The sequence below is a fragment of the Alloalcanivorax balearicus MACL04 genome, assembly GCF_025532145.1.
Classification (GTDB): domain Bacteria; phylum Pseudomonadota; class Gammaproteobacteria; order Pseudomonadales; family Alcanivoracaceae; genus Alloalcanivorax; species Alloalcanivorax balearicus.
The window spans coordinates 1-9,840 of record NZ_ARXS01000046.1; the positions used below are offsets into that span (position 1 = coordinate 1).

Here is a 9,840-nt window from a genome sequence, read left to right on the forward strand (position 1 = left end):
GCGGCTTTTCCAGCAGCAACGCGGCGGCGTAAAGACTATGAACAGGCTCTAACAGCCAGACACTGCCGGAAGCCGGTGACGGCGAGGTGCTTCTCGCCGTGGACCGGTTCGCCCTGACCACCAACAACATTACCTACGCCGCCTTCGGTGACGCCATGAACTACTGGTCCTTCTTCCCCACCGGGCAGGACGGGTGGGGCCACATGCCGGTGTGGGGATTCGCCACCGTGACCGACTCGCGGGTGCCGGGAGTGGACCCCGGGGAGCGCTTCTATGGTTACTTCCCCATCGCCACGGTGCTCAAGGTACGGCCGGAGCGGATCAGCGAGCGCGGCTTCTATGACGCCACCGACTACCGCCAGGGATTGCCCTCACCCTATAACCAGTACACCCGGTGCAGCACCGACGGCGCCTATGTGAAGGAACTGGAAGATTACCAAATGCTGCTGCGGCCGCTGTTCTTCACTTCCTATATGCTGGCGGACTTCCTCGCCGACAATGACTTCTTCGGCGCGCGGCAACTGGTGGTCTCCAGCGCCTCGAGCAAGACCGCTTATGGGGCCGCCTTCGCGTTGCGGGAAATGGGCGACCCGGCCCGCATTGCGCTGACGTCGCCGTCGAATCGGGACTACGTCGAAGGCCTGGGACTCTACCAGCAGGTGGTGGACTACGATCAACTGGCGTCACTGGATGCCGATCAACCGACCCTGTACGTGGACTTTTCCGGCGATGAGGCGTTGCGGCACGCCGTCCACGACCATTTCGGCGCGGCCCTGGTCTACGACTGCTACGCCGATTCCGCCACCAACACGGAATTCCTCAAGGCCGACGCGACACTGACACCGGAGCCCCGCTTTTTCTTCGCTCCGGTGCAGATTCGCAAACGTAATCAGGACTGGGGGCCAGCGGTGTTGAGCGAACGCTTCGGCGCGGCGCAGCGGCGTTTTCTGCAGGCGGTCAGCGACCCGGTATCGGGCTGGATGAGCCTGTGCGAGCACCGGGGTTTCGAGGCGGCGGGCCCGGTGATCCGTGCACTGAACGATCACGGCGGACTGCCCCGGGAAGGACACGTGGTGCTTTTGCGGTAGCAGATTGGCTATCCTCGGGGGTCATGCCCAGAAAAAGGATAGGCGACCATGAGTCGATGGATAGAGCCGGTCACGCTGGAAGGCCGTCAGGTGGTGTTGGAGCCGTTGCGGGCTGAACACGTGGACGATCTGACCGAGGCGACCCGGGACGGTGAACTGTGGCGGCTCTGGTACACCTTCGTGCCGGCGCCGGAGGCGGTGGCGGAATACGTGAGCGCTGCCCTCGCACGTCGTGATCAGCAGGGGGAGATGCCGTTCGCGGTGCGCCATCGCGACAGCGGCAAGGTGATTGGCTCCACCCGTTTTTGCCATGTGGACGAGGACAACCATCGGCTGGAGGTGGGCTATACCTGGTATGCCCGCCGCTTCCAGCGCAGCGGCTTGAACACCGAATGCAAGCGGCTGCTGCTGGGCCATGCTTTCGAAGCGCTGGACGCCATCGCGGTGGAGTTTCGCACCCACTGGCATAACCGGACGTCCCGTCAGGCGATCGCACGCCTCGGCGCCAAGCAGGATGGCGTGCTGCGCAATCACACCCGCAGTGCGGATGGCGTATACCGTGACACGGTGGTGTTCTCCATTATCAATCTGGAATGGCCGGCGGTGCGGCGGAATCTGGACTTTCTGTTGGACGTACCCGATCGGGGTGTCTAGTGGTGTCCCACGGATTTTGATGACGCTGGGGCCTGGTCCGCGAATCGTGAATTGTCGATTGCCGATCTGCCTTGGAGACATGGATTCGGAGATGGCCACGGAGCCGCTGTAGGAGCTTGCCTGCAAGCGAATCTTGGGGCCGAAAGCACAATTCGCCTGCAGGCAAGCTCCTACAGCGGCTTCTTAGTCAAGTCTGTGGGAAGCTGCCTTGGCAGCGAATCAGCGTGTTGCATGTAAGCGCACTGGCCCACGTGTGGACTGAAAGCGGGGCTAAGCGAAATCCTGCTGCTCGGCCAGCAGACCGATACTGAGCGCGCCGGGGCCGATGTTGACGCTGCCGGTGAGCCCCATACTGCTGACCAGCAGTCTGACCTGATGGCGGTCGGCGCAGCTTTTCAGTGCCTCGAAGCCCGGCATCTGATACACCGCCTGGGGATCGCCGGCGTAGCTCACGCACAGTACCGGCGACAACATCCCCTTTTCGATACAGCGCGTGCCGTGTTCGAACAAGCGTGCCACGCCCTGGGCGAAGCCGCGAATCTTGGCCACCGGGAAAGTCTCGCCGCCGCGCGCGCAAAGAATCGGTTTGATATCCAGGGCCGAGCCCAGTAACGCGCCCACCAGCCCCACGCTGTTGTCGCCTTTCTTGCGGGCTCTCTGCCGCAGATAGTAGAGATCGGGCACCACCGCGTAGCCGGTGGCTTTGCCGGCCAGGGCGCTGACCCGGGCGCGCAACTCGGCGCCGCGCATGCCGGTGGCCATCAGCCGCACGGTTTCCGCCGCCAGGGCGCCCTGACCGGCGAACAGAGTCTGGCTGTCGATCACTCGCACCGCGAACGGACCCTGCAGGCCGGCCCGGTCACGCACCGCCCGGTACTCGGACAGGATGCCGTGGGCCGCTTCGGTGGCGTTGCGGAAAATCGGACTGCGGCTTTGCAGTACGGTTTCCACCAGGGCGTAGTCGCAATGGGTCACCACCTGTTCGAGAAAAAGCTGTTTGATCTGCGCCACGGTGGCGGGCAGGGACTGCGCATCATGGACTTTGTCCAGTAACTGACGGTCATAAAAGGAGCGGGTACGCTGGGGAGAACGGTCATCGGCGATGATCTCGTCGCCGATCCGGATCGACGCCGGCAGCACCAGGATGCCGTTTTCTTTGATAAAGTCAGAGGGCAAGTCGCAACCGGAATCCACCACCAGGCCAGTTTTCATGGGTATCCTCGCCAATAATGCCCAAGCAGCGCCGACTCCGGCGCCAGGCGGGCATGAAATCGCAAAAGCGACGGTTTTTATGGTTCGCGCTGGTCCGCGTTCTAATCTTTTATGGCTATATAGTGCTCATCTTATTGTATTAATCAATGATTTTTACAATAAGACAAAAGTGGATGGCGCTTCGGCGTCGCGATAAAACAATGAATTATTTTGCTCATTTGGTACTGGCTCAGCCCACGGTGACCTCCAAGGTCGGCAATCTGATGGGGGATTTCATGCGTGGGATTCGTGAGGAGGCGCTGTCGGAGCCGGTTCGGGCAGGCTTGCGTAATCACCGTCTGGTGGACCGCTTTACCGATCATCATCCGCGAGTGCGCGCTTCGCGTCGGCTTTTCTCGCCGCAGCGGCGGCGTTTTGCGGGTGTGGCGCTGGATGTCCTGTTCGACCATTTTCTCATTCGCCACTGGTCCCGCTTCCATGATGAGGAACTGGCGCAAGTGATCCGTGCCGATTATCGCCATCTGCAATACGGTCAGCCGTTGATGCCCGGGCCCATGCGCGAGACCACCCGACGCCTGGTGAGTAACGACTGGTTCGGGCATTACGCCGATCTGGATACGGTAGGCGTGGCGTTGGATCGTATCGCCGGGCGATTACGCTTCGCCAATGCCTTTGCCGGCAGTATCGAGGATATCCGCGCCCACCATGGGGCGCTGGAAGACACTTTTCTGAGTTTCTACCCCGAACTGCGTGCCCATGTGGCGGGCGCCGCCCTGGAGCGCCCTGCTCAGCCGGGCACGCGCGCCGGTTGAGCCGCCGCCAGCGGTGTCAGTTCCAATAACGCCATGGTCTCTTCGTAGAGCCGTGCCGCCAGCTCGCTGTTGCGTGCGCTGGGGGAGCGGCGAGCACGCCCGCGAGCGTCGAAGTAGCCGCCGGTGACACCGACGAAATCCTCGTCCAGCGCCATGGATGCCGGCAGAAAGGCGGCCTTTTCCGGTGTGATCAGAGTGGGCCGGATCAGCGTCCGCAGCGGGCCTGGAACATGGCGGAAGATACCGGTGTCGACACCGCCGGGATGCAGGGCATTGCTGGTGATGCCCTCCCGCGCCAGTCGTTGGGCCAGGACGTTGCTGAACAGGATGTTGCCGAGCTTGGACTGACCGTAGGCGTCCATCACCAGATACGGGAAGCGGCCCCGCCAGGTACGGGAATTGATGCGCCCGAGCCAGTGCGCCACGGACGCCACATGCAGGATGCGGGCGGACGGGGCTTGCCGCAGCAGGGGCAGCAGCAAATGGGTGAACAGCACCGGGGCGAGGTAATTGACGCCGAACTGCATCTCATAGCCGTCGGCGGTGAACTGCTGCCGGGTGGGGACCGTTCCGGCATTGTTGATCAGCACGTCCAACTCACCGATTTCGTCTCGCAGTCGGCGGGCGGCGCTGCGGACTTGAGCAAGATCACTCAAATCCAGAGCAAACAGCCGTACTCGTGCCTGCGGGTGGTGGTTCTTGATATACGCCACGGCGGCCTGGCCGCGGGTCCGGTCCCGGCAGCCGATCAGCACCTCGGCGCCCCGCGCGGCCATTTGTTCGGCGCTGTGCAATCCCAGCCCGGAATTCCCCCCGGTAATGAGTACGGTTTTCTTCATTGCTCCTCCCTGTGCCCGAAGACGCTGTGCTCGAGGACGTTACGCTCAAAGACGTCATGCTCGCCGATGCAATGTCCGAGGGTGCTGTGTCCGACGCCCCCGAACAGGTTTCGAGCCTTACAAATTGGGACCGCCGGGGACATTTGTGGTTCGTTGGAGTTTGGTAACCGTAGCCATGATAAGTAGCACGCGACGGCCCGATTATGGCTGCCGCGCCGCCGGATCGGGCGTTGCGGATAGAGCGCAGATCGTTGCATTACCCGCTTTCCCGTCTTGTTGAGGTATAATCGGCCGCTAAATCAACCGACTTGAGTCCGAGGGCGCTGATGAGAGCCGCCATAAGGGCGCTGGCGTTGCTGCTGGCCGCCGCGAGCATACCGGTACACGGTGAAACCACTTTCTCCGAGCGCCGCACCGTTACCGCCACAGCCTACAATTCGTTGCCGGGGCAGGGCGCGGGAGAAGATCACAGCCTGGCTGCCTGGGGCGATCAACTGGAACCGGGCATGAGGGTCATCGCCGTGTCCCGTGATTTGCTGGATGCCGGCCTGGATTACGGTACGCCGGTCTCTATCGAAGGGCTGGACGGTATCTGGTACGTGCGCGACAAAATGCACTACCGCTGGCGTAACAAGATCGATATCTATATGGGAGAGGATCGCAGGGCGGCGCTGCGCTGGGGGAAACGCAAGGTCAAGATCCGTTTCGAGCCCCTTTCCCAGGACGTGCGGACGGCGAATCGCTAGCCCCGAGCCCGTCCCCGGGCATTCCCGTCCCCCTCCGTCGGCCCCCCAATGGCCCTTACCACCACTCCCACCTTCCGCTTACTCCCGACTCAGAAAGGTCATGGTCAGGCGTGTGGAGGCACTGGGCAGCAGTTTGTCGAGCAGCTTGATCATCTTGAACACACCGCCCACCGGGTTGTGCACCGGCACCTCCCGCGCCGCCGCTTCCCAGACCTTGGCGGCGATGTCCTCCGCCTTCAGCTTCACGCCCAGACGGTTCACCACCGGCGCCTGATAGTCGGCATCCTCCACCATGGGGGTCTTCACGAAGGGCGGCATCACATCCACCACTCGTATGCCGAGTCGTTTCCATTCGATGTTGAGCGCTTCGGTGAGGCCGCGCACGGCGAACTTGCTGGCCGAATAGCTGGCCAGATGCGGCACGCCATAAAGCGCCGACGCGGAACTCATGTTGATGACCACCGGAGCGTCCGCTCGCCGCAGCGCCGGCAGGGCCGCCAGACTCATGTTGACCAGGCCGGTGACATTGATATCGATGATGCGTTTGTGCTGCTCCGCGCTGATGGCTTCGAAACGCCCCATGCGCAGGATACCGGCGCAATTGAACAGCACGTCCAGCACACCGTCGCCGGCGAAAGCGGAAACCGCCCGTGCGCACGCCTCCGCATCGGTGACGTCGAGAGGATGAAACCAGGTGCCATCCAGGTCCCGCGCCAGCCCAGCCAGGGCGGTCTCGTTGATATCCAGCAAGCCCACCCGCCAACCGTGTTGATGAAAGTGACGCGCGGTGGCCAGGCCGATGCCGCTGGCGGCGCCGGTGATCAGGATACTTTTCGTGGTGGAGGGGATCATGGCCGTGCTTGCTCCGCTGCCGGGTGGTCGGATTGCTGGAAATGGTGCCGAAGAAAACCTGCCGCGCCGCGCAGGGCCAGATCGGCGTCGGCCAGCAACCCGGCGTGCAACTGAAAATCGTGCCAGCGTTGTGGATGCACCTGAATGCGGGCCTGGCCGCCGGCATCACGGATCGCTCGCGCCAGCCGGTGGCTGTCGTTGAGCAGGATTTCGTCACCACCGGCCTGAATCAGGACCGGAGGCAGCCCGGCCAGATCGCCGTTGATCGGCGAGCATGGCGGCCGTTCGGGATGGTCGCCGCCGTAGGCGCGGGCGGCGTCGGCGAGCCAGGCCGGACTCAGCATCACGTCCCGGTCGGTATCGAACAGCCGGGTCAGGGTCAGATCGACCCATGGAGAAATCAGGAACACCGACGCCGGCAGCGGCAGGCCGGCCTGCTTCAATGCCAGCAGCGTCGCCACCGCCAGCCCACCGCCGGCGGAATCGCCGGCCAGCGCCAGCTGTGCCGGATCGGTGCCTTGATCAAGCAGGGCCTGATATACCGCCATCGTATCCGCGATGGCGGCCGGACACGGGTGTTCCGGCGCCAGCCGGTAGTCCGGCACCACGACCCGGGCCTGGCTGTGTCTGGCCAGATGAGAGGTCAGGCCGTGATGGGTGGACGGCGAGCCGGTGATATAGGCGCCGCCGTGCAGGTACAGCACGGTGGCGTCGGTGCCCTCCGGCTGATAGACGCGGCAGCGCACCCCGCCCAGTTCCGCGTTGTGATGGGGAATACCTCCGGCCCCCGGATTGGTGCGCGCCAGGGCTTCCTGCCAGCGCCGCTGCGTGGTGATACCGACACGGGGATGGGCCATGGGTTTGAACAGCAGCTGCAAGGCACGGCGCAACGTGGCGGCCAGCAGGCGTTGATCAGGGCGGCGCCGTCGCCGCAGTACATCAGTGAGGGTAGTCATAGTCGCTCAGGTCCAGTACCCGGGTCTGGCGCCGGTAATCGAAGGTGAAGCCCGGCCAGTTGTTGGTGTTCTTGCCGCTTTCGGTTTTGTACCAGCTGTCGCAGCCCTTATCCCAAACCGTGTCGCGGATGCGTTTCTGCAAGCGCCGGTTGAAATCGTTCTGCGTGCGTGAGCGCACTTCCAGAGCGCCGGTGGCAGGCAATTGCGCCAGCGCCTGCTGGATATAGTGAATCTGGCTTTCCAGCATGTAGATGATGGAGTTGTGGCCAAGGTTGGTGTTGGGGCCGTAGAGCATGAACAGGTTCGGGAAACCGTGCACGGTGATGCCCAGATACGCTTCGGCCCCGTCCCGCCAGACCTGATTGAGCGTCAGGCCATGGCGGCCGATGAGGGTCATGGGGGTGAGGAAATCGGTGGCCCTGAAGCCGGTGCCGTAAATGATCGCGTCGGCCCGGTGATGGGTGCCGGTACTGTCGGTGAGGCCGCTCTGATCCACCGACTGAATGCCGTGGTTGATCACTTCCACGTTGTCCCGGGCCAGTGCCGGATAGTAGTGGTTCGACATCAGGATGCGTTTACAGCCCATCGGGTAATCCGGGATCAGCTTTGCCCGCAATGATGGATCGGCAATGTGTTTTTCCAGGTGCCGGCGAAACAGCCTCTGATACACCGCCATTGCTTTCTGCAGTGAGGTGAACCCCAGTACCCGGGATTCATTGGCGGCGTAGATACGCAGACGATCCAGCGTCTGGGTTATTGGCAGGGTCTTCAGCAGGCGGTGTTCCCAGGGGCGGTAACGGCGGTCCGGTTTGCCCAGTACATAGGCCGCCGAACGCTGAAACAGCAGCAACTTTCCGGCCTTGCGGGCCACCTCCGGCACGAACTGGATGGCACTGGCGCCGGTGCCCACCACCGCCACGGTCTTGCCGGTCAGATCCACGTCGTGGTTCCAGCGGGCGCTGTGAAAATGCGGACCCTGGAAGTCCTCGATGCCGGACAGTGGCGGGTAGGCCGGTTGATTGAGCTGTCCGGTGGCGGTGATCAGGGCCCGGGTGGTGAGGGTTTCGCCGGTGCTCAGCGTCAGTTGCCAGAGGCCATGGGCGTCCAGATAACGGGCCTCGGCGACTTCGGTGCCGAAGCGGATGTGTTCCCGGATACCGTATTTGTCGGTGCAATGGCGCAGGTAGTCCAGGATCTCCGCCTGAGGCGCGAAACGGCGGCTCCAGGGGTAATGGCGCTCGAAGGAAAACGAATACAAATGCGAGGGCACGTCGCAGGCGGCGCCGGGATAAGTATTGTCACGCCAGCAGCCGCCCACATCATCGCCTTTCTCGATCAGCAACAGGTCGTGCTGACCCTGGGTTTTGAGTTGAATCGCCATGCCCAGGCCGCCGAAGCCGGCGCCGATAATGATGACCTGGTGGGTCGCTTCCATGGTGGTGTCCACTTTGTTTATTGATATCGGCCCACTGTAGCGGGATGGGGACAGGCTGTTTATGGCATGCTAGGACAAAAAGTTGTGGGAAACGGACAGCTATGAGCGCATCCAGCCGGGGTTTGACCAGCGTACGCATGCAGGTGGAGTTCGCCTCGGAGCACGGTGTTTCCGTGGCGAGTCTGCTGCCCGGGTCAGGCATCGAGCCGGAATGGTTGACGCGGAATGACGTGCAGATCGAAGCGGAGCAGGAGCTGGCGGTGGTTGCCAATCTGTGCGCCGAATTGGGTGACAGCGCCGAGCTGGGGCTGGCCATGGGCCAGCGTTATCACCTGAGCAGTTATGGTGTTTGGGGATTCGCTCTGCTCAGCAGTGGCACTTTCCGCGAGGCGGTGGCGCTGGGGCAGCGTTACCTGGATCTGACGTTCGCCTTTAATCGGGTGACGCTGGAAGAACAGGGCGGACAGGCCGCGCTGATTATCGATGACGGTGACCTGCCGGAAGGCGTGCGCGATTATCTGCTGGCCCGCGATGCCAGCGCCATCATGATGATCCAGCAGGAACTGTTCGCCAGCCGGATGCCGCTGTCGCGTCTTCAACTGCGCTTACCGGCACGTGCCACGGCCCCTTTCGAGGCGGTGTTCGGGCTGGTGCCGGAATTCGACCAGCCATTGAATCGGATCGGATTTGCCGCCGGCGTGCTGGACCGGCCCTTGCCGCAGGCCAACCCGGTCACCGCCCGGTTGTGTGAACAACAGTGTCAGCAGTTGCTGGCGCAGCGCCGTCGGCGAGTGGGCATGGCGGCGCGGGTTCGTGAGCAGCTGCTGGCCAGACCCGGCCGGTTCCCAACCATGGAACAACTGGCCGACGAGATCGGCGTCACCAGTCGCACCCTGCGCCGTCGGCTGCTGGCCGAAGACACCAGTTATCGGGAATTGCTGGACGAGGTGCGCCGGCTGCTGGCGGAACAATGGCTGCTGGGTGGCGGGCTGAGGCAGGAGGAAATCAGCGCGCGCCTCGGCTTCTCCGAAGTCTCCAACTTCATTCACGCCTTCAAACGCTGGACCGGAAAGACGCCGGCGCGTTATCGACGGGAAAAGGCAATGAATAATGAACAGTTAACAGGGAATAGTGAATAGTGAATAGTGAATAGTGAAGGAAAGTGGGGAGGTTTCGGATGCGCAAGTGTTCTTTGCTAATTCGCAATATCTGGTTGTGGACCGGCCCCAAAAAAGTAGACACCTTC

Annotated in this window: 10 protein-coding genes; 5 read left to right on the plus strand and 5 right to left on the minus strand. The window is 62.7% G+C overall.

All coding sequences use genetic code 11. The features are described 5' to 3' along the window. Nucleotides 1-86: 86 nt before the first annotated feature. Nucleotides 87-1,088: a DUF2855 family protein gene (locus MA04_RS21210; protein WP_262462717.1), complete on the plus strand. Its 1,002-nt coding sequence runs from the start codon at nucleotides 87-89 to the stop codon at nucleotides 1,086-1,088. A gap of 48 nt (nucleotides 1,089-1,136) precedes the next feature. After that, a complete protein-coding gene (locus tag MA04_RS21215; RefSeq protein WP_262462718.1) occupies nucleotides 1,137-1,742 on the plus strand; it encodes a GNAT family N-acetyltransferase in 606 nt (201 codons plus the stop codon). A gap of 270 nt (nucleotides 1,743-2,012) precedes the next feature. Here the strand turns inward: MA04_RS21215 and MA04_RS21220 are convergent, their stop codons facing one another. Further along, the gene (locus tag MA04_RS21220) at nucleotides 2,013-2,954 is read right to left on the minus strand and encodes a DegV family protein (protein ID WP_262462720.1); all 942 of its coding nucleotides are present in this window, start codon (nucleotides 2,952-2,954) and stop codon (nucleotides 2,013-2,015) included. Between the two features lie 200 nt (nucleotides 2,955-3,154). Here MA04_RS21220 and MA04_RS21225 point away from each other — a divergent pair, with 200 nt between their 5' ends. Then, a complete protein-coding gene (locus MA04_RS21225; RefSeq protein WP_262462721.1) occupies nucleotides 3,155-3,766 on the plus strand; it encodes an acyl carrier protein phosphodiesterase in 612 nt (203 codons plus the stop codon). Here the strand turns inward: MA04_RS21225 and MA04_RS21230 are convergent. Beyond that, nucleotides 3,742-4,605, minus strand: a complete 864-nt coding sequence (locus tag MA04_RS21230; RefSeq protein WP_163125349.1) for an SDR family NAD(P)-dependent oxidoreductase — start codon at nucleotides 4,603-4,605, stop codon at nucleotides 3,742-3,744. The two genes, MA04_RS21225 and MA04_RS21230, sit on opposite strands and share 25 nt — an antisense overlap. 326 nt (nucleotides 4,606-4,931) lie before the next feature. On the opposite strand from MA04_RS21230, the gene MA04_RS21235 reads away from it, so the two are divergent. Continuing rightward, nucleotides 4,932-5,351 carry a 3D domain-containing protein gene (locus tag MA04_RS21235; RefSeq protein WP_262462724.1) on the plus strand — a complete coding sequence of 140 codons (420 nt, stop codon included), beginning with the start codon at nucleotides 4,932-4,934 and terminating at the stop codon, nucleotides 5,349-5,351. A gap of 78 nt (nucleotides 5,352-5,429) precedes the next feature. Here the strand turns inward: MA04_RS21235 and MA04_RS21240 are convergent, their stop codons facing one another. The 3 genes from MA04_RS21240 to MA04_RS21250 are packed head-to-tail and all read right to left on the minus strand — an operon-like array spanning nucleotide 5,430 to nucleotide 8,594. Continuing rightward, a complete protein-coding gene (locus MA04_RS21240) occupies nucleotides 5,430-6,203 on the minus strand; it encodes an SDR family oxidoreductase (protein WP_262462726.1) in 774 nt (257 codons plus the stop codon). Next, a complete protein-coding gene (locus MA04_RS21245) occupies nucleotides 6,200-7,159 on the minus strand; it encodes an alpha/beta hydrolase (protein WP_262462728.1) in 960 nt (319 codons plus the stop codon). The genes MA04_RS21240 and MA04_RS21245 overlap by 4 nt, the downstream gene beginning before the upstream one ends. Then, nucleotides 7,143-8,594, minus strand: coding sequence for a flavin-containing monooxygenase (locus MA04_RS21250; RefSeq protein WP_262462730.1), 1,452 nt, complete (start codon nucleotides 8,592-8,594; stop codon nucleotides 7,143-7,145). The genes MA04_RS21245 and MA04_RS21250 overlap by 17 nt, the downstream gene beginning before the upstream one ends. 101 nt (nucleotides 8,595-8,695) lie before the next feature. Here MA04_RS21250 and MA04_RS21255 point away from each other — a divergent pair, with 101 nt between their 5' ends. Beyond that, nucleotides 8,696-9,733, plus strand: a complete 1,038-nt coding sequence (locus MA04_RS21255; RefSeq protein WP_262462732.1) for an AraC family transcriptional regulator — start codon at nucleotides 8,696-8,698, stop codon at nucleotides 9,731-9,733. Nucleotides 9,734-9,840 lie beyond the last annotated feature (107 nt).